Source organism: Ruegeria sp. CDSA236, from assembly GCF_059611285.1.
This window is the reverse complement of the sequence record NZ_JBXWPG010000003.1, coordinates 105,055-130,186: the sequence shown is the minus strand read 5'-3', so window position 1 is coordinate 130,186 and position 25,132 is coordinate 105,055. Positions and strand designations below refer to the sequence as shown.

Genomic DNA, 25,132 nt, shown 5'->3' with positions numbered 1-25,132 from the left:
CCTATTTCAGGCGTCATATCGATCAAGATCAGAATAAACCGAAACTAATATTCGAGAAAGACGCATATATCGATTTGTGGCATGTTGTTCTTGATGGGTCATGTGTCGGCATGTTTGAATTTTCCTGTCAAACCGGCGCGCCCGGTAACTGGCTAAGAAAGGGGGATGGAACGTCATCCCGATGTCGTTTGACAGGCGTACCGCTGCCCAGAGGGTAAGAAGAACAGCGCCTCGAACGCCCAACACGGAGAAATAATATGAACAAACTCACTATGTTACTGGGAGGCGCGTCGATGATGGTCGCTGTGCCTGCTTTTGCTGCTGACATTGTGATCGGTGTGCCGAACTGGCCATCGGTAAATGCAACAGCGCACATTCTAAAGGTTGCGATCGAACAAAATCTGGGGCTAGAGGTCGAGCTTCAGAATGGCACCAACCCGATCGTGTTCGAGGCGATGGATTCCGGCGCCATGCACGTACACCCCGAAGTGTGGATGCCGAACCAGCAGAACCTGCATGACACCTATGTAACCGAAAAGGGTACAGTTACCTTCAATTCCAATGGCGTTGAGGCGTTTCAAGGAATGTGTGTCGACAAAGCGACCGCTGATGCCAATGATATCCGGTCCATTGACGACCTGACCAATCCCGACATCGCGGCACTGTTCGACAGCAATGGCGACGGGCAGGGCGAAGTATGGATCGGTGCCCCCGGCTGGGCGTCGACCAATGTCGAGAAAATCCGGGCCAAATCATATGGCTATGACCAGGTCATGGAATTGACCGAGATAGACGAAACCGTCGCCTATGCGAACCTTGATAACGCGATCAAAGCGGGTGAGCCTTGGGTGGGTTTCTGCTATACGCCGCATTACGTGTTTGAACTGCATGATCTTCAGATCCTGGAAGAGCCAGCCTATGACGCGGCAAAATGGAATGTCCTGCAGCCCACGGATGATCCGGATTGGCTGGAGAAATCCGAAGCAGGTGTCGCCTGGGATTTGGCCTATCTGCACCTTCACTATGCCAAATCTCTTGAGGATGAGTACCCCGAGGTTGCTCGGCTGTTGTCCAACATGAAACTGGATACTGCCGCTGTCTCGGCCATGACTTATGCGCTTGTCATAGATGGCAAAGAGCCGCTCGCATATGCCGAAGAATGGGTCGGTGCGAACGAAGATGCGGTTCTGAACTGGATGTCAGAGTGATCGGTAACGCTCGGAACTGAATTACAGATAGGCCGCCGGGAATGCCTGGCGGCCTGTTTTGCATTGAAGGGGCAAGTATGACCGAAACAGTCGTTAAGCTGACAGATGTCTGGAAGATTTTCGGTGCGCGGGCAGAGGAGGCCATGACCGCAGTACGGGATGAAGGGATTGGAAAGCCTGAAGTTCTTGAAAGGTATAATTGTGTGGTCGGCGTACAGGGTGCGTCTTTCGAAGTCCCGCGCGGCGAAATCTTCTGCATTATGGGTCTTTCGGGATCCGGGAAATCCACGCTGGTGCGCCACGTGAACCGCTTGATCGAGCCGACCTCAGGCAAGATCGAGATTCTGGGCCAGGACGTATCCAAAATATCCGAGGCTGAGCTGCGCCGTATCCGCGCGCAGCAGATCGGGATGGTTTTCCAGCATATGGCGCTGATGCCGCACCGATCTGTCAGAGACAATGTGGCCTATCCTTTGGAAATTCGAAAAGTGTCCAAATCCAAGCGCTGGGCAGTCTCGGACCATGCGCTGGGTCTGGTGGACCTGACCGGGTACGAAGATCGCCTGCCCAAAGAATTGTCGGGCGGGATGCAGCAGCGTGTTGGAATTGCCCGCGCGCTGGCCTCTGATCCGGAAATCCTGTTAATGGACGAGCCCTTTTCTGCGCTCGATCCGCTGATCAGGCTGCAGTTGCAGGACCAGTTCAAAGCGCTGGTCGCCCAGTTGCAGAAGACCACATTGTTCATCACCCATGATCTGGACGAAGCTATCCGCATTGGCCACCGGATTGCGATCATGAAAGATGGTGTCATCGTTCAGATCGGCACACCGGAAGACATCGTGATGAATCCGGCCGATGACTATGTGCGCGAGTTTGTTCAGGGCATTTCCAAGTTGAAACTGGTCAAGGCACACTCGATCATGGAGCCACTGGACAGCTATTCCGGCCCGACCGACGGCGCGCCGCGCGCGGATGAGGGGGCCGATCTGGATCAGTTGATCGACCTGGCTGTCGACACGGACCTGCCGGTGATCATCACCGATGCAGGGCAAGACGTCGGCGTCGTCACCAAACCGCGCCTGCTGCGCGGAATTCAGGGGGGCAAAAATGACTGATGCAACCACCGAAGTGAAAGTCACCGCCGCCTCGGATATCGAGGTCGACCACGAGGCGCTGGATCGCTCGATCCACGAATTCGCAGGTCCGAACGGGGACTATTACGTCAGGGCGTTTCACAAGATCCATGACGCAACCAGTGCGGTTCCGAATACGTTCAACCGCTGGGCTGCGGTTCTGGGGCCATTTTGGTCGGCATCGCGGGCGATATGGGGGATGTTCTGGACCTTCCTGATCCTTGAAATCATCGCCTGGGTACAGATCGGGCGCGGTGCCTGGGGCAACCCGGGTGCTGATATGGCGGAACGTGCCGAACGTCAGCAAGCGCGCGCAGACGAGCTGTTGGCCCGGGCGGCTGACGCGACAGAAAAGGCCGATATCGACCGCTTTACCAAGCTGGCAGAGAACATCCAGAAAGCCGCCGATACCAGCTTTGGAAAAGCCGCGGCCGCGCAGTCTGAAGCGCTGAGCATCATGATCACCGGATTGCTGATGCTGCTGGTCTTCAAACTGGCACAGGGCTTCTATGCCGACCGCGTCTATGAAAAACAGTATTCAAAATGGCGGACCGATCCGGATAGTACCGAAAGTGGCCAGTCCAGGCGAAATATGGTGCTGGGGGCTGTGCTTGTTGCGGCGATTGGGCCGTTGATTGTCTACAAATTCACGGTCAATGCGTCGATGGCCATGTTGGATGCATTCCCCGAAAAAGAAGTGTCCGCACTGATATTGGGTGAGGGCGGCGGGACCCTGTTTTCAAACCTTGCAAGCTGGATGGAGGCGCAGATAGATGCGGCCGCTCTTGCTGGCGGGGACGTATTCGATGGGATCGTCGCTGGGGTTCGGTCGGTTCTGGATGCCCTGACCATTGCGCTGATCGGGTCGCCTTGGCCGGTTGTGATGTTGGTGATATGTGTGACGGCTTGGCGGGCTGCAGGCCCCCGAGTGGCGATCTTCACGGCGTCTTCATTGGCCTATATCGCCTTGCTGGGATATTGGGATGTGGCGATGGAAACCGTGGCGCTGGTCGGTGCGGCGGTGCTGTTATGCGTTGTTTTTGGCATTCCACTGGGCATTTGGTTTGGCAAGTCCAGGCGTGCCTACCGCGCGGCAGAGCCCGTGCTGGACTTGATGCAGACTTTGCCGGCCTTCGTCTATCTGATCCCGATTATCGCCTTCTTTGGCACCGGCAACCCGCCCGGCATTCTGGCAACGATCATCTTTGGCATGCCGCCGGTCATCCGACTGACCGCGCTGGGCATGCGCGGAGTGCCCGACAGTATCAAAGAGGCTGCTGTGGCTTTTGGGGCCTCGAAATGGCAGCTGTTGAAGGATGTCGAGATACCTCTGGCCTTGCCGTCGATTATGACCGGGGTGAACCAGACCATCCTGATGTGCCTATCGATGGTGGTGATCATTTCGCTGATCGGTGGCGGAGGGCTGGGCAAGGAAATCCTTGAGGCGTTGCAATACGCAGCCAAGGGTCCCGGCCTGTTGGGCGGCTTTGCCATTTTGTTCCTTGCTATGGTCATGGACCGTATTGTTCAGGGTGCATTCCGGCGAGAAGACGAAAGAATCTGAACTTCTATGCCCTCGGCCCAGGCCGGGGGCATTTTTTTACCGGAGGATGAAATGGTCGACCGCTATGAGCAGTCCATGATGGACAATTTGTACTGGTGGGGCATACCGACGATGTTTCGCTGCCCCAATATCGGACCTGAGGGGCGGGATATTGCACTTGTCGGTGTGCCGCATTCGACCGGAAACGGGACAACCGAAAGGGATCAGCATCTGGGCCCGCGCGCCTTGCGGAATGTCTCGGCGGTACAGCGCAGGGTCCATTCGGTTTTTGAGATCGACCCCTGGAGCCGCGCGAAGATTGCCGATGTCGGTGATGTACCCTTTCCGCGCGCCAACGATAACGAAGACTGCATCGAACGCATTACCGCCTTTTACAAGGACATAGATGCGGCAGGTGCGCGCCCGGTATCCGTTGGCGGTGACCATTCCATTACCGGCGGGATCGTACAGGCGCTGGGATGTGGGAAGCTGGCCGGAGGAGAGCCGATCAGTTTTCTGCACCTGGATGCCCATACGGATGTGTTTACAAAGGTCGATCACTTTTTGGGGGCAAAGAAGTCGGCCGCTCATTGGGGGGCTTATCTGGCTGATCAGGGGCAGGTTGATCCTACCCGTTCGATGCAGATCGGCCTGCGAGGCCATCCGCGCAGCCTGGACTGGTTGCAGCCTTCTTACGACTATGGGTACAACATCGTCACCATGCGCGAATTTCGTCAGCGCGGGCTTGCAGATGTAGTGGCGCAGACCAAAGAGGTTCTAGGTGATCGCCCGGTCTATATCACCTTCGATCTGGATTGCCTTGACCCGACAATCGCTCCGGCGGTGTCCAATCTGGAGCCGGGCGAAAAGGGGTTCGACATTGACGAAGCCGTGGGTATCCTGCGTGCCGCGCGCGGTTTGAACATTGTCGGCGGTGACGTTGTTTGCATGATGCCCACTAAGGACAGCCCCAACAACATCACCGCCCTGACTGCGGCGGCGGTGATGTTCGAGATGATCTCGATGATTGCCGAAAACACCGGTTAGCGGCGGGCGTCTACGGCCTGTGCCAGAACACACAGTAGCTCGAACATTAGTGAGATGCCCAGCCAGGCCGTGCCCCCAGCGGCATCGAAGGGTGGCGCGACCTCAACCAGATCAGCACCAACCAAATTGACACCGCTTAACTGGCGGATCACCTGCTGCGCCTGAAAACTGTTCGGCCCGCCGATCTCTGGCGTGCCGGTGCCGGGGGCATAGGTGGGGTCCACAAAGTCGATGTCATAGGTGCAATAGGTCTGACCTGTTCCGACGATCCCGCGCACCTCGGCCATGACATCGTCAATGCCGCGGTCGAACAGTTCTTCGATGCGGATGATGCGGATGCCCTGTGCCTCGGCCCAATCGATATCGTCTGTGTTATAGGCCGTCCCGCGTATGCCGACTTGGACAAAGCGCTTGGGGTCCACAAGGCCCTCTTCAACGGCACGACGAAACGGTGTGCCATGGGTGTATTTGTAGCCACCGAAATAGCTGTCGAACAGGTCGGTGTGGCTGTCGAATTGAATAAGGCCTAATGGCTCCGACTTGGCCAGAGCGCGCAAGACGGGCAGGGTGGTCAGGTGGTCGCCGCCCGCGGTTAGCGGCGTTATGCCCCGTTCGGTCAGATCGTCATAGAAAGACGTGACTCGGTTCATGGTGTCTTCGATGTCCACCGGGTTCGGCGCGACATCACCCAGATCGGCGCAATTCACCATGGCAAAAGGGGCTACACCGGTGACCGGGTTCATTGCGCGGATCATGGTCGAATAGTCGCGCAACTGCCGAGGCCCGTGCCGCGCGCCGGGGCGGTTTGTGGTGCCGCCATCCCACGGGATCCCGATGATCCCAATATCAACTTCGTTGATCCGGTCGTCCTTGGGGGTCAGTTCGGGAAGGCGCATGAACGTGGGGACACCAGCGAAACGCGCAAGCTCCATTGCCGAGACCGGCTGAAAGAAGGGGTTTGTCATGAGGGCCTCATCTGAGTGTATGTGCTGCAAGCCTACTGGCTAGAGTCGGTCGACGTAAGTCTAATAGAGAATGCGAAACCGTCTGCGGATTTCAGCGTCCTGTTCTTCGGTCAGGTATTGCGGATGATGTCGTGCCAGGATGTCCTTTGCGTGCCGGCGGGCAACCGTCCACGCATCGGCGGCCCCATCGGTCTGCCATGTCCGGGGTTCGTTCCGGTCAGCCAGCGCTGGATAGAAGTAATCCCGTTCCATCGCAGCATAGGTGTGGGCGCTTCCCAGAAAATGACCGTCGCCCAGTACCGCATGACAAATGGCGTCGAATCCCAGGTTTTCGTCGGTCACTTCGATGCCGCGCAAAGCGCGATAGGTGTGAGAGTGCATTTCGTCGTCAAGAACGAACCCTTCGAAACTGGCGCCCAGCAACGAAGCGGTCATGCCCGAGCTTTCGTAGATCAGATTGCCGCCAGCCAGCGCCGCAGCGAGCGAAGTCATTCCTTTCTCGGCTCCGTACTGTGCGTCGACAGCTTTCGCATCAGTCATCGAGGCGGCCACACCCGAAGGCAGCCCCAGTGCGTTGGTGATCTGCGCCGACGCCGCGTTTAGAATGGCGGTCTCGCCACTGCCGCCTGCGAAAGAACCCGTGCGCAAATCAACGATGAAAGGCCAGTTGGAAAACACCATCGGAAAACCGGGTTTGATCGCATTGACCATGACAAGGCTGGCCAGCGTCTCGGCCAAAGATTGCGCCAGAAACCCGGCGAGTGTCGCCGGTGCAGTGGCGCCCGCCTGTGCGGCGGTGATACAGGACATCGGGATGTTATGGGCGATACATTCATAGACAACGTCCACCGCATCCTCGCCATAGCGCAGCGGTGAAATCACCGGGCTGATATGGGCCTTCAGAAACGGTCGCTTGGCGAACTCACCCGGCCCGCCTGCAACGATGTCGAGCATTTCGACGATCGGGGCCACATGTTCGGCAAGGGTAAACGATGTGGCAATCGGTTTGGTGGTATTGCGCACCAGCGCGTAAACTGTGTTCACATCCAGATCGAAAACATCGGGCAAATCGGTTGCGACACAGCAGCGCGTGAACCAGCTGACATTGGCCAGCGTATCTTGAAGCCGCGTGAAATCATGCAGATCGGCCAGCGTGGAGGGGCGATAGTGACCGCTCTCCAGATCCAGCGTCTGCACCGCCGCACCGCCGGTGCCAAAGAACACACGATTTCCGCCCACTTCGATCGAGCGCGCTTCGTCCCGGCCATGAAACGAGAAAGTCTTGGCAGCGGACCCAATAGCGTCTTCAACCATGTTTCGAGGAAATAGCAGCCGCCCTTGCTGTCCGGATTGTGCACCGGCTGACCGCAGATCGTTGGCCAGCCTGTCCGGGACCTCGCCCATGCCGAGAGTTTCCAGCAGCCTTAAGGCGGTATTGTATATTTGTTTGACTTCGGACTGTGTCAAAGGTTGAAAGCGACCACCGGCTTGACCGGGGGGGCACGGATCTATGGCGGGCTCTGCTGCGCGTTGCGCAAGACGCGCATTTCGACCGCTTCTTTTACTGCCCTTTGACAACGCCCAATCCTTTTCATGTCAGAATTCCCGGAACCGTAAAGGGCGATGCGGGGTCTCTGCAAAAGAGAAATGCGCCTTTCAGAATCCTCAATCGTAGTTTCGATTTTTCAGCACAAGCCATTCGTAAGCTGTTGCGAAGACCCGTTTTCAGCAAAACCTATTGGGGTTCAGAGGAGCAAAGCCAATGAAGTCGCGGACAAAAGTAGTGGTAATTGGTGGCGGGATCGCAGGGTGCTCAACTCTGTATCACCTGACGCAAGAAGGATGGGCAGATGTCGTCCTGGTCGAACGAAACGAGTTGACCTCTGGTACCACTTGGCATTCAGCCGCGCAGGTGACGAATTTTGGAACAAACCAGACCATGGTTGGACTGAAATCCCATTCGATCAAACTGTACCAAGACCTGTCTGCGAATCCCGACTATCCCATCAATTACCACCATGGTGACGGCGGAATCAGGTTGGCGAACACCCAAGCGCAAATGCAGGGATACCGACATTTCGCTTCGATGGCCCGGGGGATGGATGTCCATTTCGAGGTTATTGATGCCGAAGAATGCGCTCGGCGGCACCCTCTGATCTCGACCGAAAACCTGATTGGTGGGCTGTGGGATCCCTCGGACGGGGATATTGATCCGGCTCAGCTGTGTCAGGCGTTGGCCCGGGCTGCACGTTTGGCCGGGGCCGAAGTGTACCGGAATACCCCGGTTGTCGGGTTGATCCAGCACAAGGATGACACTTGGACGGTACAGACCGAACACGGTGATATCGACTGTGACATCGTGGTGAATGCCTGCGGATATCGTGTGAACGAAGTGGGCGCCTTGATGGGGGTGCACCACCCCGTGGCCTCGATGGAGCATCAGTATTTTCTGACAGAAGATATTCCTGAAATCCGCGATGCCGGCCACCGAATGCCTTTGCTGCGATGTCCGATCAGCGATTTCTACTGTCGACAAGAAAAGAACGGCCTCTTGCTGGGGTTCTATGAACAGGGCTGCAAGACCTGGGGCATGGACGGGATCGATCCAAATTTTGTCAATGCACTGTGCCCGGACGATCTGGACCGTGTCTCGGATGTGCTGGAGGGCGCTTTTGCCCGGATGCCTGCTCTGTTGGAGGCCGGGATTCACACCGTCGTCAATGGGCCGATCACCTACACGATTGATGGTGCGCCGCTTGTCGGGCCGATCCCGGGCAAGCGCAACGCCTTCTGTATCATCGGCCTGCGGGCGGGGTTAGGTGAGGGCGGTGGCCACGGCTGGTTGCTGGCCCAGCAGATTGTGCATGGAGAGGCCTGTTATGACACCTGGTGCCTGGATCCGCGCCGGTTCACAGACCACGCGAATGTGGAGCTGACGGCACTGAAGGCAGTTGAGGATTATCAAAACGAATTTCGCTTTCATCTCCCGCATGAACACCGCCCCGCGGGGAGGCCTGCTAAGACCACTGCTTTGACCCCGGTTCTGGCGGCCGAGGGCGCCGAATTCACTGTCGTCAATGGATGGGAAAGGGTGGATTACATCAAGCCTGACCCCAGCTTTGAACCGACCCTCAGTTTCGATTTTGACGAAACCTATGATTTGGTCGGGGCCGAGGTGGCAAATGTTCAGTCCAATGTCGGGTTGTCCGAGGTGAATGGTTTCAACCGTATCGAGATTACTGGCGCGGATCGGCATGCCTTTCTGGATCGTCTGTTTTGCGGTGCTGTCACGCGCCGCGACGGCAGGGTTGGGCTGGGCTATCTTTTGAACCATCACGGGATGGTCAAAGCCGAAGCGACTGTGGCGAACCTGCCCGCCAGCGATCGCGGCCCTGCCCGGGTCTGGTATGGCTCGGCGGCGGCAAGTGAATTCCACGATATGGATTGGCTAAAGCATAACCGCTACCCTGATGAAGACGTGCATTTACGCAGTCTGACCAACGACTACACCATTCTGATCCTTGCCGGCCCGAAATCACGTGATGTGCTGGCGTCCAGCGCGCGCGGTGATTGGTCCCCGGCAGCTTTTCCATGGCTGAGCGTCAGGGAGTGCTTTGTTGGCTTCGCTCCAGCAACGGTGATGGCGGTAAGTTTTTCTGGCGAACTGGCATATGAAATCCACGTTCCCAACCCTTCGCTTTATAGCGCATATCTGGCGCTGCGGCGGGCTGGAGAGCGCTTCGGCCTCAAGTTGTTTGGCGCTCGGGCGATTGACTCCATGCGGATGGAAAAGACGTTCCTGCACTGGAAGGCTGATTTGATCACCGAGTTTAATCCTTTTGAAACAGGACTGAATCGGTTTGTGAGGTTGGAAAAGGGCGACTTCATCGGGCGCGATGCCTTGCTGAACCGTGATGCTGATGGGCCGCGGAGAAAACTCGTGCCGCTCCGGTTGGAAACAGGACAGGGACCTGCCCATGCCGGGGCTTCGCTGATGCTGGGTGACACGGTTGTCGGAACAATCACCTCGGGCGAGTGGGGGCACCGCACCGGCCTCAATCTTGCCCATGGATTTGTCGATCCGCAACTTGCAGAATTCGGGTGCAAGATAGAGTTGGATCACTGTGGAATACGGGTCAACGCAACGGTGATCGCACCTTCGCCCTATGACCCGGACCATAGCAGGCTCCGGGCTTGAGGCAGAACGGGTTGCAAGTTCCTCATTGCAATGAGGGGCGTTCTTTGTTTCGCTAGTTTTGATGTAATCGAAACAACGGACTGTAAATGTGCCAAAGTCGCTAAGCCTCCGCTGGCTGGAAGTTTTTCAGTTGGTCGCAAAGTCAGGATCGATCCAACAGGTCGCATCGGAAACCGGTTTGTCTATCAGCACGGTTTCCAATCACCTACGAAGCCTTGAGACCGCGTTGGGCATTGATTTGGTGGATCACGGGCGTCGTCCAATGGGTCTGACACCTGCCGGTGAAGTCTATGCGCGCCATGTCCGCGATGGGCTGATTGTTTTGAAAAAGGCCGAGGCGGAGATCCGGTCGGGTAACTGGCGCCATGCGACGGATTTGAGGCTGGCACTGATTGATGATTTCGACAATCAAATCTCGCCAGACCTGTTTCGGTTTCTTGCGCATGCTTTGCCGCGCTGCAGTTTTCGGCATTTCACACGCCCCAGCCATGAGATCATTGCCAAGTTGCAGGAACATAAGCTGGATGCAGGGGTGGCGACCCGACCGTTCGAACGGACCGAGGGCCTGATCGAATACCCGTTGATGCGCGACCCTTTTATCGTTGTTTTGCCCGGAGCGTTCAGTGGCATGCCCGAGGAGATGTTTTCATCAAACGCAGAATTGCCGTTGCTGCGCTATTCGCGTGATTACGTGATCGGCAAGCAAATTGAGATACAGCTCAGGCGAGGTAAATTTGATCTGCCCAACAGGTTCGAACTGGAATGCAATCAGTCGATCATAGGATTGGTCGCTGAAGGCACCGGTTGGACCATCACCACGGCCGCAAGTTTTCATAGGGCCCACAGATTTCACGACCAAGTTCGGGTGGTGCCATTTCCCGGCCGAAACTTTGTAAGAACAGTGTCTTTATTCACGACCGACGTATACCCCGAGACCACTTCGAAGCTAATCCAGAGAGCGATGGGAAAGCTTATTCGTCAACATTTTACCGACCCGATGTGCGCAAGTCACGCCTGGTTGAAAGGTGAGTTTCGCACCATGGAGAATGAGGCCGCCTGAAGTCAGCCGGGGCGCCCCAGCGATTGGCGTTCGACCAAATTGGTTCGCAACTGTACATTGCAACTTTCGGTGGGCTTTTCGATCAATCCAACCAGTTCCAGCGCAGCCCGTCGACCCATTTCCCGATGTGGGACATGCACGGTCGTCAAGCCTGGATCGGTGATCTGCGCCAGTTCGATATCGTCGAACCCTGTGACGGAGACGTCCTGAGGAACTCTAAGCCCCATCTCCTTGGCCCGGCGCGACGCACCGATAGCCAGAACATCGTTCCCGCACAGCACCGCTGTTGGTCGATCTTGCCGAGACATCAGACGGGAAAACGCCTCTGCCCCGTTTTCGATTTCATATGGCGTTTCTACGATCGTCAGCCGGTCATTTGGGATGTTGTTGCGGCGCATTGCTTCTTGCACCCCTTCGATCCTCAGTCGGGCACGGTCGTTTCCGGTGCTGACACCAGAAATCATACCCAGGGTTCGGTGACCCAGCTTGATCACTTGATTTGCCAGTTCGGCCATGGCCGCACGGTTGTCAAATCCGACCGAAGGGACTGGTGCGTCTGCCTGAAACGACCAGGCTATCAGAACTGGAATCCTGCGCTTTGCGAGATAGTCATAGATCCGCGAGTCTCGATCATGCCCGATCAGCAGCAACCCATCCGCCCCCCGTGCGACCAGGTTGCGTATCTGCTCTTCTTCGATCTCAGGCTGATAGGCCGAACTAGAGACAAGCAGGGTATAGCCATGCTGGCGCAGCTCTTCCTGAAAGGCCTGAAGTCCACGCGCAAAGATCGCGTTTTCCATGGTGGGAATGATGGCGCCGATGGTGTGCGACCGTCTGGCAGCCATAACACGTGCGGCAAAATTCGGCGTGTATCCCAAAGCGTCAACGGCAGACTGAACCCGATCACGCGTAGCCTGCACCACCAGGTTCGGAGAATTGAGGCAACGTGAAACCGTGGCGGTCGATACGCCCGCGAGTTTCGCAACATCCTCCAGGGTCGGTGCAGTTTTTGCCTTTGGCATTGTCAAACCTGAAATTTGATTTTGCAAATATGTGTAAGCTCTGCGCCGTCTAGGCGAAAGCGAAATGTAACCGCTTACAGAGATTGATTGCTTTGTCGCAGGCAAACCGGTGCGGGCTAGGCTCAGGAAAATACCAACCCGTCGCGATTTTGTGGTTGGATATTCAGAATGTAGAAACTTCAAGTATAAAATATTTTTACTTGAAGGGATGCGCCACCTGGTCTAGCGTTTCAGGTAAAGCTGCGAATGGGGGGAAGGTAACGATGCGTGTTGCATGTCTCGGCGGCGGGCCGGCTGGCCTCTATTTCGGGATTTCAATGAAGCTCCGCGATCCGGATGCCGAAGTGGTTGTTATCGAGCGAAACCGCCCGGATGACACCTTTGGCTGGGGCGTCGTGTTGTCAGATGAGACGCTGGATAATCTTGCAGCCAATGACGCAGCCAGCGCGGCGGTGATACGTAAACACTTTGCCTATTGGGATGACGTAGCACTTGTGCATAAAGGTCAGCGCACCGTGTCCAGCGGCCACGGATTTTGCGGGATCGGACGCAAGCAACTGCTGCTCATTTTGCAAGACCGAGCGCGCGAGCTTGGTGTCGAGATGCGCTTTGAGACCGAGGCGGCATCAGCCTCGGACTATATGATGAACTTCGACGTCGTTGTGGCTTCGGACGGGCTGAACTCCAAATCACGGGCCGAGTTCGCAGATGTTTTTCGACCCGATATAGACCAACGACGGTGTCAGTTCGTCTGGCTGGGTACGCATCAGAAGTTTGACGACGCCTTCACCTTTATTTTTGAGGAAACGCCAAAGGGCTGGGTCTGGGCACATGCCTATCAGTTCGACCGGGATACGGCGACTTTCATCGTGGAATGCTCGCAACAGACCTTCGATGCTTTTGGGTTTGGTGAGATGACCAAGCAAGAGTCCATCGCTTTGTGCGAAGACATTTTCAAAGATCATTTGGGCGGCCATCCCTTGATGAGCAATGCCAGTCATATCCGCGGCTCGGCCTGGCTGCGGTTTCCTAGGGTCTTGTGCGAAAAATGGAGTTACAAAAACCTGGTATTGCTGGGAGATGCCGCAGCGACTGCACATTTTTCCATTGGCTCGGGAACAAAGCTGGCACTGGAAAGCGCTATAGCGCTGGCTGACTTCCTCCATAAAGAAGATACGCTTGAAGCGGCTTTCGCGCGGTATGAGGACGAGCGTCGTCTTGAAGTGTTGCGCCTGCAATCGGCAGCGCGGAACTCGGTCGAATGGTTCGAGAATGTCGAACGTTACCTCGATCAGGATTCGGTTCAGTTGAATTACGCGATGCTGACACGGTCTCAGCGGATCAGCCACGAGAACCTGCGCCAACGCGATGCCAACTGGCTGGGGCATGCCGAGGCATGGTTCATGCAACAGTCTGGGGGCGCGGTTGATGGTCCGGCCCGGCCCCCGATGTTTGCGCCATTTCGCCTGCGGGGGATGCAGTTGAAGAACCGGATCGTGGTGTCACCCATGGCACAGTACAAGGCGGTTGATGGGTGCCCGGTTGACTGGCACCTGATCCATTACGGTGAAAGGGCCAAAGGTGGCGCCGGGCTGGTATACACCGAAATGACCTGTGTCAGCGCCGAAGGCCGGATCACTCCAGGATGCCCGGGGCTTTATGAGCCCGAACACGAGGCCGCATGGGCTCGACTCACCGAATTTGTCCATGCGGAAACCGACGCCAAAATATGCTGTCAAATCGGCCATTCGGGCCGCAAAGGTTCAACCTGCATCGGGTGGGAAGGAATGGACCAGCCGCTGAAGGAAGGAAACTGGCCTTTGATATCAGCTTCGGCGATCCCTTGGTCCGACGGTAACGCTGTGCCCAGCGCGATGGATCGTGCAGATATGGATAGGGTCACGTCCCAATTTGTGACCGCAACCCGGATGGCAGATCGTGCTGGGTTTGACATGATCGAACTGCATGCGGCGCATGGCTACCTCATCTCGTCCTTTATCTCTCCTTTGTCGAACACGCGCGACGACATGTATGGGGGTAGTCTTGAAAACCGTATGCGTTATCCGCTTGAAGTTTTTTCAGCTATGCGGTCGATCTGGCCCAAAGATAAGCCGATGGCGGTGCGCATTTCTGCCAATGACTGGGTCGGACCTACTGGTGTGACGCCGCAACAAGCTGTGGATATAGCGGCGATGTTCGATGCGGCGGGTGCAGATATAGTCGATGTTTCCGCCGGGCAGACTTCGACCGATGCCAACCCGGTTTACGGCCGTATGTTCCAGACCCCTTTCGCGGACCGCATTAGAAACGAATGCGGCATCAGTACTATGGCGGTGGGGAACATCTATGAAGCCGATCACGTAAATTCGATTCTCATGGCCGGTCGTGCGGATCTGGTGTGCCTTGCCCGGCCTCATCTGGACGATCCGTACTGGACCTTGCACGCGGCTACGGCGTTGGGGGACCGGCAGGAAACTTGGCCCCGCCCCTATGAAGCCGGGCGGGATCAGGCTTGGCGCCTGGCAGATCGCATGGCGGAAACGGCGGGTGAAGTATGAAACATGTCGTCATAACCGGCGGCGGCACCGGCGTTGGTGCGGCTATAGCCCAAGATTTCGCGAATGGCGGAGCAGTCGTTACCATTTTGGGCCGTACAGAGGCCAAGCTCCAGCAGCAAGCTTTGCCGTATGTCCTTTGTGATGTGACCGATGACAAGCAGGTCCTAGCTGCTATTGAAACAGCACGGGCAGAACGCGGCCCAATTTCAATAGCGATTGCGAATGCCGGCGCGGCCCATTCGCTTCCGTTTCATCGGATGACAGCCGATGATCTGCGGACCCTGACGGATGTGAATCTGGTGGGTGTTTTCAATCTTTGGCAGGCGGCTTTACCTGACATGCACGCCGCTGGAGCGGGCCGTCTGATTGCCATCGCGTCCACCGCCGGTTTGAAGGGCTATCCTTATGTATCCGGCTATTGTGCGACAAAACATGCGGTGGTCGGGCTGACGCGGTCTCTGGCGGTCGAACTTGCGGCGACGGGCATCACTGTCAATGCGGTTTGTCCGGGGTTTGTGGAAACGCCGATGCTGGATCGTTCGATTGCGAACATCGTCGAGAAGACGGGAATGAGCGCGGAAAATGCGGTGAAAAGTCTGAAAAAGATAAACCCACAGGGTCGTTTCATCCAGGTCGAAGACGTAGCAGGTGCCGTGCGGTGGTTGTCCTCGGATGCGGCAAATTCAGTCAATGGCCACGCGCTTAGCCTGTCCGGAGGCGAGATATGAACCCAAACCCGCTTCAAGCACCATTGGAAGATCCATCCAAAGAGAGATTGCGGTTATGGCTGCGGCTGCTCAAGACCACGCGTGGCATCGAGGCTGCGCTAAGAGAGAACCTCAGGGTAGAGTTCGACACGACACTGCCGCGCTTCGACGTGATGGCAGCCCTGTCGCGGTTCGAAGATGGGCTGAAGATGAGCGAAATCTCGGGTGCGCTGCGCGTTTCGAACGGGAATGTGACCGGAATCGTGGATCGGCTGGCTGATGACGGCCTGCTAGTGCGCGTACCTGTGCCTGGAGATCGTCGTGCCCATCGCGTACGCATGACACAAAAAGGATGCGAGGAATTCGCACGTCAGGCCGCGGCGCATGAGGCGTGGATATCCGATATGCTTGGTCAGTTTTCCGCCGAGGACGCCCGCACTCTGACAACCGAACTCACTATTTCGGAGGAAATCGATGGCTAGTGACGTCAAACATTTTCGCTGCGAAATCCGGAACCGGGTTGCAACGATTGCACTGAACCGACCAGAGCGTAAGAACCCTTTGACCTTCGACAGCTATGCCGAACTGCGCGATTGGTTCAGGGATCTGGTCTATTCAGAAGAGGTAGATGCAGTGGTGTTCGCCTCAAATGGTGGCAATTTCAGCTCGGGCGGCGATGTGCACGAAATCATCGGTCCGCTAACGCGCATGAAGATGAAGGACCTGTTGCTCTTCACGCGAATGACCGGAGATCTCGTCAAGGCGATTGTGAATTGTGGCAAGCCGGTGATTGCTGCGGTGGACGGTATTTGCGTGGGGGCCGGGGCCATCATCGCTATGGCCTCGGATTTGCGTATCGCCACCCCGCAGGCCAAATGTGCATTCCTGTTCACTCGGGTGGGGCTGGCAGGGTGCGATATGGGGGCCTGCGCCATCCTGCCCCGTATCATCGGGCAGGGGCGTACGGCCGAACTGCTCTATACCGGACGCAGCATGACCGCTGATGAGGGGCTTTCCTGGGGGTTCTACAATGCGGTGGCTGATCCATCCGAGCTTGACGCTACCACGCAATCTCTGGCTGACCGTATCGTGGCTGGCCCCAATTTTGCGCATATGATGACCAAGACCATGCTGGCGCAGGAGTGGTCTATGTCGATCGAACAGGCAATCGAAGCAGAGGCGCAGGCCCAGGCGATCTGTATGCAAACCGGAGATTTTGAACGCGCCTACAAGGCCTTTGTTGCAAAAGACAAACCAGTATTCGAGGGCGATTGATGGCAGATCAGAGCTTTCTTTCGTGGCCATTCTTTGACCCTCATCACCGGGGCTGGGCGGATCGGGTGCAAGAGGTTGCTCGGGGACTGACTATTGACCATGGCGACCCGGACCAGGCTTGTCGCGATCTGGTCCGCCAGCTGGGCGACGCCGGGCTGCTGCAGCCTACTTCGGACGAAAGCGGCCATTTGGATGTCAGGACGCTGTGCCTCAGCCGTGAAACACTTGCCCGCCATGATGGGTTGGCCGATTTCGCCTTTGCAATGCAGGGGCTTGGAACCGGAGCGATCTCGTTGTTCGGCTCAAAAGGCCAAAAGGCGCATTGGCTGCCGCAAACGCGCTCTGGTCAGGCTATCGCGGCCTTTGCATTGACTGAACCTCAATCGGGGTCGGATGTGGCAAATTCGACAATGACGGCTATCCGTGATGGCAACGACTTTGTCCTGAACGGTGAAAAGACATGGATATCGAACGGGGGTATCGCAGATGTCTACACCCTGTTCGCCCGTACTGGCGAGGCACCCGGGGCCAAAGGGTTGTCAGCTTTTATCATCACTCCTGATCTGAAGGGTTTCGAAGTTGTCGGGCGCCTGGACACAATCGCGCCACACCCATTGGCGACTTTGCGTTTCAATGAAGTGCGTGTGCCGGCTAGCGCGATGATCGGTCAAGCTGGCGCAGGATTTCGTATTGCAATGTCTGTGCTAGATCTGTTCCGCCCGACAGTGGCCGCCGCTGCCCTGGGATTTGCACGACGCGCGCTAGATGAGGCGCTGACACGGGTATCGGAACGGCAGGTGCAAGGCGCCCCGTTGTTTGATTTGCAGATGGTGCAGGGGCACATCGCCGAGATGGCATTAGATGTCGATGCTTCGGCGCTTTTGATCTATCGGGCAGCGTGGGCCAAGGACAGCGGAGCGGCGCGCATCACACGTGAGGCGGCGATGGCCAAGTTGTTTGCTACCGATCAGGCACAGTTGATTATCGACAAGGCGGTTCAGTTGTTTGGTGGCGACGGGGTGCGTTCTGGGATGGCGGTTGAATCTCTGTACCGAGAAATCCGTGCCTTGCGCATCTACGAGGGCGCCTCGGACGTTCAAAAAGTAATCATTGCACGTCAGACGATGGCCGCGCACATGGAGGGAAGGTGATGCTTGGACCGTCTGCACATACCGACACGTTCAGCCGCGATAACCTGCCCCCCCAGGATCAGTGGCCCGACTTCCTGTTGGCGGGTTTTGCATATTCCGATCATGTGAATGCAGCATATGAGCTGACCGATGCCATGGTTGCCAAGGGCTTTGGTGATCATACCGCTTTGATCGGCAATGGTCGGCAACGAACATATAAAGAGCTCAGCGACTGGACCAACAGGCTGGCACATGTATTGGTCGATGACTTGGGGGTCGAGCCGGGAAACCGGGTGCTGATCCGATCGGCTAACAATCCGGCAATGGTTGCGTGCTGGCTTGCCGCAACCAAGGTGGGAGCGGTTGTCGTCAATACTATGCCGATGTTGCGCGCTGCAGAACTGATGAAAACTGTCGATAAGGCGGAAATCCAGTTTGCATTATGTGATACCCGGCTGATCGACGAAATGCAGTCCTGCGCCAGTGATAGCCGGTTCCTGCAGCGGGTTGTCGGGTTCGACGGAACTTCAAACCACGATGCCGAGCTTGATCGTCTAGCACTTGAAAAACCGGTACAGTTCGATTGCGTTAAAACCGGGCGCGACGACGTGGCCTTGTTGGGTTTCACCTCCGGCTCGACAGGTGAGCCCAAGGCCACCATGCATTTTCACAGAGATATTCTGATCATTGCCGACAGCTATGCGCGTGAGGTGTTGCAGGTCGTTCCGGAGGACGTTTTTGTTGGTTCTCCACCTTTGGCCTTCACATTCGGGTTGGGTGGTTTGGCGGTGTTTCCGTTGCGGTTCGGCGCGACTGCAACCCTGTTAGAACAAGCCTCGCCTGCGGGCATGATCGAGATAATCGAAAAATACAAAGCGACTGTCTGTTTCACTGCGCCAACCGCCTATCGGGTCATGCTGCAGGCGATGGATGACGGTGTAGATCTGTCTAGTCTGCGTGCGGCTGTGTCGGCGGGCGAGACCTTACCGCAGCCAATCTATGACGAGTGGATTTCCAAGACAGGCAAACCAATGCTCGACGGGATCGGCGCGACCGAGATGTTGCACATCTTTATTTCAAACCGGTTTGACGATCACCGCCCAGCCAGTACCGGCAGGCCGGTTACCGGATATGAGGCCAAAGTACTAAACCCAGACGGAACTGAAGCTGCAGTTGGGGATATCGGACGCCTGGCTGTTCGTGGTCCGACAGGGTGCCGGTATCTGAATGATAAGCGGCAGGCGGGTTATGTGACAGATGGGTGGAATATCACTGGTGACAGCTTTTATCGGGACGCAGAGGGGTATTTTCATTTTTCTGCGCGCAATGACGACATGATTATCTCGGCCGGATACAACATAGCCGGACCCGAAGTCGAAGCCGCACTTCTGGCGCATGAAGCCGTTGCGGAATGCGCGGTGATCGGCGTCCCAGATGCTGAGAGGGGTCATATTGTCCAAGCACATGTTGTTCTGGCTTCAGGTACGGCTGATGACGCTATGCGCGAAGCCCTTCAGGCTCATGTGAAATCTATGATTGCCCCGTATAAATACCCGCGCTCGATCCGGTTCTGCGATGGTTTGCCCAAAACCGCGACCGGAAAAATCCAGCGTTTCCGCCTGAAATCATGATCAATGTATGTAGAATATAGCGGGCAGAAAGAATGTAAGAAAAAGACCGAATTGCCAAAGGCATAGACCGAACGTTGAGAATAATGACATAAATCGCGTTCATAGGGCCAACGAAGGGAGAAGACGATGAAGAGACTATTGGCGGCTGCAGCGATCACTGCGCTGTGCGCGACGGGTGTTACAGCGGAAGTTAAGGTGGGGATGATCACAACGCTTTCAGGCGGCGGGGCCGGTTTGGGCATCGACGTACGGGATGGGTTCATGCTTGCGATTGCTCAATCGGGGCGGGATGATATCGAGGTGGTGATCGAAGACGACCAGCGCAAACCGGATATCGCGGTACAGCTGTCAGACAAGATGATCCAATCCGAACGTGTAGATGTGATGACCGGTATCATCTGGTCAAACCTGGCGATGGCGGTTGTGCCAGCCGCCGTGAACCAGGACGTTTTCTATCTGTCACCCAATGCGGGCCCGTCACCTCTGGCGGGGAAGGGCTGTCACCAGAACTATTTCAACGTTGCCTGGCAGAACGACAACCTGCACGAGGCCGCGGGCGCATACGCCAATGGTGCGGGTTACAAGAGCAGCTTCATACTTGCTCCGAATTACCCGGCGGGTGTCGACGCGCTGACTGGCTATAAACGCTTTTTCGAAGGTGATCTGGCCGGTGAGATCTATACCGAGCTTGGCCAGACTGATTATGCAGCTGAAATCGCGCAAATCCGCGCAAGCGATGCGGATAGCGTCTTTTTCTTCCTGCCCGGCGGGATGGGGATTTCGTTTCTGAAGCAATATGCCGACAGCGGGATCGATCTTCCAGTTGTTGGCCCAGCCTTCAGCTTTGATCAGGGCATTCTGCAGGCGGTAGGCGATGCGGCGCTGGGCGTGGTGAACACTTCGCAGTGGAACAAGGATATCGACAACCCGACCAACGCTGCCTTTGTTGAAAGCTTTCAGGCAGAATACGGACGTCTGCCCTCGCTTTACGCCAGTCAGGGATTCGATACCGCTAACCTGTTGCTTGCCGCGCTTGACAAGGCTGACCCGTCAGATGCGGATGCCTTCCGCGAAGCGCTGAGGGCGGCGGATTTCAACAGCACACGAGGGGATTTCAGCTTTGGCCCGAACCATCATCCGGTTCAGACCATCTATGCGCGCGAAGTGATCAAAGAAGGTGATGTATTTACCAATAAGATCCTTGGCGTAGCTCTTGAAAACCACTCTGATGCCTACGCGGCCGATTGCAAAATGTAACTGAATTTCTGCCTGCCCCTAAAAGTGGGCGGGCAGATCACCGGAGTTTCCATGTCCTCGATCCTGATTATCGAGCAGATCCTGAACGGGCTGCAGTTCGGCGTCATGTTGTTTTTGATGGCTGCTGGCCTGACGCTGATCTTCGGGGTGATGGGCCTGATCAACCTGGCCCATGGCTCTTTGTACATGGTGGGTGCATTTGCCGCTGCAGCAGTTGCAGGGGCGACCGGGTCATTTCTGCTTGCTCTGATTGCTGCTCTGGCTGCGGCCGCACTGGCAGGGGTGATCGTAGAAATGCTCGTTATCCGGCGGCTTTATCAGGCACCACATTTGGATCAGGTTCTGGCCACCTTTGCACTGATCCTGATCTTTTCCGAAGGGACAAGGTGGGTCTTTGGGTCTTTCCCATTGTTCCTGGATATTCCAGCGGCACTTTCGGGTCCGATCACGCTGCAGGGCGGGATCGAATATCCCCTCTATCGCCTAACCCTGATCGGGACTGGTCTTGCTGTTGCAGTAGGTTTGTGGGCCCTGATCGAACGCACGCGTTTGGGTGTGCAGATACGGGCCGGTAAGAACGACCGGGAAATGATTGCCGCACTGGGCGTCGACATCTCGAAACTTTACACGTTGGTATTTGCACTAGGGGCGGGGCTGGCGGGGCTTGCCGGTGCTTTGGTTGGGGCAATTCAGTCGGTACAGGTGGGCATGGGTGAACCTGTTCTGATCCTGGCCTTCGTGGTTATCGTAATCGGTGGCATAGGCTCGGTTCGAGGGGCGTTCATCGGGGCGCTGTTGGTTGGGCTAACCGACACGCTGGGCGGGGTTTTCCTGCCCGAGCTGTTCAAACTGTTCATGGAACCGGGAGCCGCTCAGAAAAGCGGCTCGGCTCTGGCATCAATGGGAATCTATGTCCTGATGGGATTGGTCCTGATCTGGCGCCCAACAGGTCTGTTCGGAGCCCGCGCATGAGAATGAATGAAAGATACATCAATGGCCTGATGATCGCCGGCCTGCTGGCGCTGCCCCTTTGGGCGCTGGCCGTGGACCAGCCCTTCACAATCACGCTTGTGACGCGGGCGGTGATCTTGGCGCTTGCAGCGGTTGGTCTGAATGTCATCCTGGGAATTGGGGGGTTGGTCAGCTTTGGCCATGCTGTTTTCTTCGGGATCGGCGGCTATGCGATGGGCATTCTGACCTATCACGCGCAGACCTACACGGCACTGGATCTGGGCTTGATTTCTATCGAAGGCAGTAAATCCATGCCCGTGATCTGGATAGTTGCGATGCTTACTTCGGGCATTGCTGCCTTTTTCGTCGGTCTTCTGTCCCTAAGAACGTCAGGCGTTTATTTCATCATGATTACGCTGGCCTTCGGACAGATGTTTTACTACTTCGCGATTTCTTGGGCGCAATACGGGGGCGAAGACGGATTATCCATCTATGTTCGCAACGGTTTTCCCGGCCTCAACACATTGGATCCGATCCAGTTTTACGGCATCTGTTTCGCGCTGCTATGTCTCGTCCTGTTCCTGTTTGCGCGGATGCAAGCCGCGCCATTCGGGCTGGCTCTTAATGCGACGCGGCAATCTACGGCGCGGGTCGAGACCGTGGGATTGAACCCCATGCGGCTGAAACTTCTGGCCTTTGTTCTGTCCGGCGCTGTCACTGGTCTGGCCGGGGCGCTGTTTGCCGATCTCAACCGGTTCGTTTCGCCGTCTATGTTCAGTTGGCAGCTTTCGGGCGAATTGATTGTGCTGATAATCATCGGAGGTGTCGGACGCCTGATGGGTCCGGTAATTGGGGCTTGCGTGTTTGTCGCGCTCGAGCATTTTCTGGGCGAACTAACCGATTTCTGGCATGTATATTTGGGTGTTGTTCTGCTGTGCATCGTTCTGTTTGGTCGCGGTGGCCTGATTGGGCTGCTAACCGGGAAAGAGGGGGCACATGTCTGATCCGGTCCTTGCCACCGAGAGTCTGAACAAAAGCTTTGGTGCGTTAAAGGCTACGGATAACGTCTCGATTGATCTCAGGCCAGGAGAGATCCACGCCATCATTGGTCCGAATGGAGCGGGAAAATCCACGTTGATCCAGCAGATCTGCGGAGGTTTGCAACCGGATTCGGGGCGTGTTTTGCTGTGCGGACAGGATGTGTCGGACCTTGGCACGCAAAAGCGGGCAAGGGCAGGGATGGGGCGGACGTTCCAGATATCGGAACTGTGCATGGAAGATACGATTCTGGAAAACGTCGTGTTGAGCGCCATGGGTGCGGAAAACCTCGTATGGCGGTTCTGGAAACCTGCCTTGAAACGGCCAGAGCTGCTCGAAAGGGCCGAGGCTGCGCTGGAAAGGGTGGGCCTGGGCGATGAACGCGAAACGCGTTGCGCAAATCTCAGCCATGGTCAACGCCGCCAGCTTGAAGTCGCCGTGGCTTTGACTTTGTCACCTCGGGTCTTTGTCATGGATGAACCGATGGCCGGGCTTGGCGCTGGAGGGTCCAAGCGGTTGACCGGGTTTCTTGACGGTCTGCGGGAAGAGGCGCCCATCCTGCTTGTCGAACATGATATGGACGCCGTTTTTGCGCTGGCTGACCGGATCAGCGTATTGGTCTATGGCAAGGTGATTGCAACCGGGACGGCAGATGAAATCCGCGCAAGCCGTGAGGTGCGCGATGCCTATCTGGGGGATGAGGCATGACTTTGTTGCGGGTAAAAAACCTGACCGCGACGTACGGTGTCAGTCAGGCGTTATTTGGTGTCGATCTTTCTCTGGCGCAGGGCGAGGTTACAGCCCTTATGGGGCGCAATGGGATGGGCAAGACCACGACTGTCAAAGCCATTTGCCGGATGATCCGGTCCGAGGGCACCCTGTCGCTGAACAATCAGAATCTGCACGCTCTACCCAGCTATAAGGTCGCGCGTCTTGGTGTCGGGCTGGTACCCGAGGGGCGCCGGTGCTTTGCCGACCTGACGGTGCGCGAGAATCTGATCGCCGCTGCCAGACCCGGCGAGTGGACATTGCAGAAGGTGGCTGAACTGTTCCCACGGCTAGAGGAACGTCAGGGCCAAGGGGCAGCCTCACTATCCGGCGGAGAACAACAGATGCTGGCTATCGGGCGCGCCCTGATGACAAATCCGCAGCTCTTGATCCTCGATGAAGCAACCGAAGGGCTGGCTCCGATCGTGCGACAGGAAATCTGGTCGGTCTTGCATCGCCTGAAACAGGAAACCAATGTTTCGATCCTGTTGATCGACAAGTCTCTGAAAGAGTTGGCGCTGGTGTCTGACCGCGCGGTCATTCTTGAGCGCGGTAAAACAGTCTGGTCTGGCGCGATGGTGGATCTTGGTCATGACATCACAGAAAAATATGTGGGGGTCTGATGACTTTTGAATTCCACCAAAAGGTTCTGTTCAAACATTGCGACCCGGCGGGGATTGTCTTTTTTCCGCGCTATTTCGAGATGATCAATGATTGCGTTGAGACCTATTTCGAACAGGTGCTATGCAAACCGTTTGAAGAGATTCATCCTGTTGGCGCAGTGCCTACCGCACAGATACAAACCCGATTTTCAGCGCCCAGCCGTCACGGTGACCATTTGATATTCCGGATGAAGATCACAAAGATCGGACGCAGTTCAGCCGAATACTCGGTCGTGGCCAGTTGTGCGCAAGAGGAGCGACTGACAAGCGTAGCAACGCTTGTTCATGTAGATTCAAAGGGCGGTCCAACGGCCTGGCCCGCAGACATCCGTAAAAAACTCGAGGCATTCAGGGACGACGCGCTATGAGCCACAAGACAATTCACCCCTACGGCTGGTTGCCTGCCAAAGGATATGCCAATGGCGTTTTGACCAAAGATGGAACGTTACATATCGGCGGGCAAATAGGATGGGACGCGAACAAGAAATTTGTCAGCGGCGGGTTCATCGGACAGATGAAACAGGCGCTGCAGAATATCGTTGATATTGTCGAGGCCGCTGGTGGCTCGGCCCGCGATGTGACCCGCCTGACCTGGTTCGTAACAGACAAACGCGAATATCTGTCCCTGCAAGCCGAAGTTGGGGCCGCCTATCGTGAGGTTTTCGGCAGGCATTTTCCTGCGATGTCAATGATCATCGTGGCGGGTTTGGTCGAAGACGAGGCCTTGTTGGAAATTGAAGCGACAGCACATTTATCCTGAAGGCAAGCGACATTGAAACGGGCCCAGCGGAATGAATATGAGCGATTTTCACCATAGGAGGTGAGAATTCTGCCAAACTTCTTTTCTGAAATCACAGGGCCGCCGAAGCGAGTAGCAGCGGCCTAAATCGCGCTGGATTTAGTACTCGTACCAGAGTGAAAAGGCCAACGTGCAGGGCGTAACCAAGTCATTTGGGCGACCGATTGAATGGTGAGGGGA

22 protein-coding genes are annotated in these 25,132 nt (G+C 56.3%); 19 read left to right on the top strand and 3 right to left on the bottom strand.

What is annotated here, in order from left to right; genetic code table 11:
- Positions 1-257: 257 nt before the first annotated feature.
- The 4 genes from AC2FLB_RS06655 to AC2FLB_RS06640 all read left to right on the top strand — a co-directional run bounded on the left by AC2FLB_RS06655 (position 258) and on the right by AC2FLB_RS06640 (position 4,931).
- Positions 258-1,208: an ABC transporter substrate-binding protein gene (locus AC2FLB_RS06655; protein ID WP_142637765.1), complete on the top strand. Its 951-nt coding sequence runs from the start codon at positions 258-260 to the stop codon at positions 1,206-1,208.
- 77 nt (positions 1,209-1,285) lie between these two features.
- Positions 1,286-2,323 (top strand): quaternary amine ABC transporter ATP-binding protein, encoded by a 1,038-nt coding sequence (locus tag AC2FLB_RS06650; RefSeq protein WP_142637767.1) that lies wholly within the window; start codon positions 1,286-1,288, stop codon positions 2,321-2,323.
- Complete coding sequence (locus AC2FLB_RS06645) at positions 2,316-3,905, top strand: ABC transporter permease (protein WP_496708893.1); 1,590 nt, start codon at positions 2,316-2,318, stop codon at positions 3,903-3,905. The genes AC2FLB_RS06650 and AC2FLB_RS06645 overlap by 8 nt, the downstream gene beginning before the upstream one ends.
- Before the next feature lie 51 nt (positions 3,906-3,956).
- Positions 3,957-4,931 carry an arginase family protein gene (locus AC2FLB_RS06640; RefSeq protein WP_496708892.1) on the top strand — a complete coding sequence of 325 codons (975 nt, stop codon included), beginning with the start codon at positions 3,957-3,959 and terminating at the stop codon, positions 4,929-4,931.
- Here AC2FLB_RS06640 and AC2FLB_RS06635 read toward each other — a convergent pair.
- Both AC2FLB_RS06635 and AC2FLB_RS06630 read right to left on the bottom strand, forming a co-directional pair.
- Positions 4,928-5,896 (bottom strand): agmatinase, encoded by a 969-nt coding sequence (locus AC2FLB_RS06635; protein WP_496692982.1) that lies wholly within the window; start codon positions 5,894-5,896, stop codon positions 4,928-4,930. The two genes, AC2FLB_RS06640 and AC2FLB_RS06635, sit on opposite strands and share 4 nt — an antisense overlap.
- Positions 5,897-5,956: 60 nt before the next feature.
- The gene (locus AC2FLB_RS06630; RefSeq protein WP_496708891.1) at positions 5,957-7,474 is read right to left on the bottom strand and encodes a trimethylamine methyltransferase family protein; all 1,518 of its coding nucleotides are present in this window, start codon (positions 7,472-7,474) and stop codon (positions 5,957-5,959) included.
- A 184-nt stretch (positions 7,475-7,658) separates the two neighbouring features.
- Between AC2FLB_RS06630 and AC2FLB_RS06625 the strand changes: the two genes are divergently transcribed.
- Positions 7,659-10,094 (top strand): GcvT family protein, encoded by a 2,436-nt coding sequence (locus AC2FLB_RS06625; RefSeq protein ID WP_496708890.1) that lies wholly within the window; start codon positions 7,659-7,661, stop codon positions 10,092-10,094.
- An 88-nt stretch (positions 10,095-10,182) separates the two neighbouring features.
- On the top strand, positions 10,183-11,154 hold the full coding sequence (locus AC2FLB_RS06620; protein WP_271949993.1) for a LysR family transcriptional regulator: 972 nt from the start codon (positions 10,183-10,185) through the stop codon (positions 11,152-11,154).
- A gap of 2 nt (positions 11,155-11,156) precedes the next feature.
- Here AC2FLB_RS06620 and AC2FLB_RS06615 read toward each other — a convergent pair whose 3' ends face one another.
- On the bottom strand, positions 11,157-12,176 hold the full coding sequence (locus AC2FLB_RS06615; protein ID WP_281973175.1) for a LacI family DNA-binding transcriptional regulator: 1,020 nt from the start codon (positions 12,174-12,176) through the stop codon (positions 11,157-11,159).
- Positions 12,177-12,439: 263 nt separating this feature from the next.
- On the opposite strand from AC2FLB_RS06615, the gene AC2FLB_RS06610 reads away from it, so the two are divergent.
- The 13 genes from AC2FLB_RS06610 to AC2FLB_RS06550 all read left to right on the top strand — a co-directional run bounded on the left by AC2FLB_RS06610 (position 12,440) and on the right by AC2FLB_RS06550 (position 24,913).
- Positions 12,440-14,734, top strand: coding sequence for a bifunctional salicylyl-CoA 5-hydroxylase/oxidoreductase (locus tag AC2FLB_RS06610; protein WP_496702303.1), 2,295 nt, complete (start codon positions 12,440-12,442; stop codon positions 14,732-14,734).
- Positions 14,731-15,462 carry an SDR family NAD(P)-dependent oxidoreductase gene (locus AC2FLB_RS06605; protein ID WP_496708889.1) on the top strand — a complete coding sequence of 244 codons (732 nt, stop codon included), beginning with the start codon at positions 14,731-14,733 and terminating at the stop codon, positions 15,460-15,462. Before AC2FLB_RS06610 ends, AC2FLB_RS06605 begins: the two co-directional genes overlap by 4 nt.
- A complete protein-coding gene (locus tag AC2FLB_RS06600) occupies positions 15,459-15,923 on the top strand; it encodes a MarR family winged helix-turn-helix transcriptional regulator (protein WP_496696721.1) in 465 nt (154 codons plus the stop codon). Before AC2FLB_RS06605 ends, AC2FLB_RS06600 begins: the two co-directional genes overlap by 4 nt.
- Positions 15,916-16,716 (top strand): enoyl-CoA hydratase family protein, encoded by an 801-nt coding sequence (locus AC2FLB_RS06595; protein ID WP_496708888.1) that lies wholly within the window; start codon positions 15,916-15,918, stop codon positions 16,714-16,716. Before AC2FLB_RS06600 ends, AC2FLB_RS06595 begins: the two co-directional genes overlap by 8 nt.
- Positions 16,716-17,867, top strand: coding sequence for an acyl-CoA dehydrogenase family protein (locus tag AC2FLB_RS06590; RefSeq protein WP_496708887.1), 1,152 nt, complete (start codon positions 16,716-16,718; stop codon positions 17,865-17,867). The genes AC2FLB_RS06595 and AC2FLB_RS06590 overlap by 1 nt, the downstream gene beginning before the upstream one ends.
- Entirely contained in the window at positions 17,867-19,477 is a 1,611-nt protein-coding gene (locus AC2FLB_RS06585) for an AMP-binding protein (protein ID WP_496708886.1), read from the top strand. Before AC2FLB_RS06590 ends, AC2FLB_RS06585 begins: the two co-directional genes overlap by 1 nt.
- A 126-nt stretch (positions 19,478-19,603) precedes the next feature.
- Positions 19,604-20,734 (top strand): ABC transporter substrate-binding protein, encoded by a 1,131-nt coding sequence (locus AC2FLB_RS06580; RefSeq protein WP_496692990.1) that lies wholly within the window; start codon positions 19,604-19,606, stop codon positions 20,732-20,734.
- A gap of 51 nt (positions 20,735-20,785) precedes the next feature.
- A complete protein-coding gene (locus tag AC2FLB_RS06575) occupies positions 20,786-21,706 on the top strand; it encodes a branched-chain amino acid ABC transporter permease (protein ID WP_496693029.1) in 921 nt (306 codons plus the stop codon).
- A 2-nt stretch (positions 21,707-21,708) separates the two neighbouring features.
- On the top strand, positions 21,709-22,689 hold the full coding sequence (locus AC2FLB_RS06570; protein WP_496693030.1) for a branched-chain amino acid ABC transporter permease: 981 nt from the start codon (positions 21,709-21,711) through the stop codon (positions 22,687-22,689).
- A complete protein-coding gene (locus tag AC2FLB_RS06565) occupies positions 22,682-23,431 on the top strand; it encodes an ABC transporter ATP-binding protein (RefSeq protein WP_281995513.1) in 750 nt (249 codons plus the stop codon). Before AC2FLB_RS06570 ends, AC2FLB_RS06565 begins: the two co-directional genes overlap by 8 nt.
- Positions 23,428-24,114, top strand: a complete 687-nt coding sequence (locus tag AC2FLB_RS06560; protein WP_496708885.1) for an ABC transporter ATP-binding protein — start codon at positions 23,428-23,430, stop codon at positions 24,112-24,114. Before AC2FLB_RS06565 ends, AC2FLB_RS06560 begins: the two co-directional genes overlap by 4 nt.
- Positions 24,114-24,521, top strand: a complete 408-nt coding sequence (locus AC2FLB_RS06555) for an acyl-CoA thioesterase (protein ID WP_496705547.1) — start codon at positions 24,114-24,116, stop codon at positions 24,519-24,521. The genes AC2FLB_RS06560 and AC2FLB_RS06555 overlap by 1 nt, the downstream gene beginning before the upstream one ends.
- Positions 24,518-24,913, top strand: a complete 396-nt coding sequence (locus AC2FLB_RS06550; protein WP_496705546.1) for a RidA family protein — start codon at positions 24,518-24,520, stop codon at positions 24,911-24,913. The genes AC2FLB_RS06555 and AC2FLB_RS06550 overlap by 4 nt, the downstream gene beginning before the upstream one ends.
- The last annotated feature ends 219 nt before the right edge of the window (positions 24,914-25,132 follow it).

Coding starts and splice junctions, on each gene's coding strand:
- AC2FLB_RS06555 (WP_496705547.1), top strand. CDS start 24,114: ATGACTTTTGAATTCCACCAAAAGGTTCTGTTCAAACATTGCGACCCG.
- AC2FLB_RS06615 (WP_281973175.1), bottom strand. CDS start 12,176: ATGCCAAAGGCAAAAACTGCACCGACCCTGGAGGATGTTGCGAAACTC.
- AC2FLB_RS06585 (WP_496708886.1), top strand. CDS start 17,867: ATGCTTGGACCGTCTGCACATACCGACACGTTCAGCCGCGATAACCTG.
- AC2FLB_RS06645 (WP_496708893.1), top strand. CDS start 2,316: ATGACTGATGCAACCACCGAAGTGAAAGTCACCGCCGCCTCGGATATC.
- AC2FLB_RS06605 (WP_496708889.1), top strand. CDS start 14,731: ATGAAACATGTCGTCATAACCGGCGGCGGCACCGGCGTTGGTGCGGCT.
- AC2FLB_RS06610 (WP_496702303.1), top strand. CDS start 12,440: ATGCGTGTTGCATGTCTCGGCGGCGGGCCGGCTGGCCTCTATTTCGGG.
- AC2FLB_RS06570 (WP_496693030.1), top strand. CDS start 21,709: ATGAATGAAAGATACATCAATGGCCTGATGATCGCCGGCCTGCTGGCG.
- AC2FLB_RS06550 (WP_496705546.1), top strand. CDS start 24,518: ATGAGCCACAAGACAATTCACCCCTACGGCTGGTTGCCTGCCAAAGGA.
- AC2FLB_RS06635 (WP_496692982.1), bottom strand. CDS start 5,896: ATGACAAACCCCTTCTTTCAGCCGGTCTCGGCAATGGAGCTTGCGCGT.
- AC2FLB_RS06600 (WP_496696721.1), top strand. CDS start 15,459: ATGAACCCAAACCCGCTTCAAGCACCATTGGAAGATCCATCCAAAGAG.
- AC2FLB_RS06625 (WP_496708890.1), top strand. CDS start 7,659: ATGAAGTCGCGGACAAAAGTAGTGGTAATTGGTGGCGGGATCGCAGGG.
- AC2FLB_RS06655 (WP_142637765.1), top strand. CDS start 258: ATGAACAAACTCACTATGTTACTGGGAGGCGCGTCGATGATGGTCGCT.
- AC2FLB_RS06650 (WP_142637767.1), top strand. CDS start 1,286: ATGACCGAAACAGTCGTTAAGCTGACAGATGTCTGGAAGATTTTCGGT.
- AC2FLB_RS06565 (WP_281995513.1), top strand. CDS start 22,682: ATGTCTGATCCGGTCCTTGCCACCGAGAGTCTGAACAAAAGCTTTGGT.
- AC2FLB_RS06595 (WP_496708888.1), top strand. CDS start 15,916: ATGGCTAGTGACGTCAAACATTTTCGCTGCGAAATCCGGAACCGGGTT.
- AC2FLB_RS06575 (WP_496693029.1), top strand. CDS start 20,786: ATGTCCTCGATCCTGATTATCGAGCAGATCCTGAACGGGCTGCAGTTC.
- AC2FLB_RS06640 (WP_496708892.1), top strand. CDS start 3,957: ATGGTCGACCGCTATGAGCAGTCCATGATGGACAATTTGTACTGGTGG.
- AC2FLB_RS06580 (WP_496692990.1), top strand. CDS start 19,604: ATGAAGAGACTATTGGCGGCTGCAGCGATCACTGCGCTGTGCGCGACG.
- AC2FLB_RS06560 (WP_496708885.1), top strand. CDS start 23,428: ATGACTTTGTTGCGGGTAAAAAACCTGACCGCGACGTACGGTGTCAGT.
- AC2FLB_RS06590 (WP_496708887.1), top strand. CDS start 16,716: ATGGCAGATCAGAGCTTTCTTTCGTGGCCATTCTTTGACCCTCATCAC.